General features: G+C 40.8%; 1 protein-coding gene. It reads left to right on the top strand.

The window, feature by feature from the left end; genetic code table 11:
• Nucleotides 1–255 (top strand): hypothetical protein (locus tag EQG68_RS15165; protein WP_222845222.1); only part of this gene is annotated, 255 nt, incomplete at both ends.

The raw sequence follows: 255 nt of genomic DNA, 5'->3' as shown, positions 1-255 counted from the left end.
ATGTGGTAGAAACTTCTGTACCGGCCGGAACTATTGTAGACAACATTTCTTTCCCTGATTTTGGTGGTTATTTAGAATTACCAAACTTAGATTTTACCTTAGACGTTCGTGATGAAACAGGAACAGTAACCGTCGCTTCGTACCAAGCTCCATTACAAACGTTAGGATTAGATGGTGCTGCCATTACTGTTGTAGCCAGTGGATTTTTAGATCCATCACAAAATAGTAACGGACCTGCATTTGGTTTATGGGTGG

The organism is Flavobacterium piscinae (genome assembly GCF_004122145.1).
GTDB classification, from domain to species: Bacteria; Bacteroidota; Bacteroidia; order Flavobacteriales; family Flavobacteriaceae; genus Flavobacterium; species Flavobacterium piscinae.
This window is presented reverse-complemented; position numbering and strand designations above follow the sequence as displayed.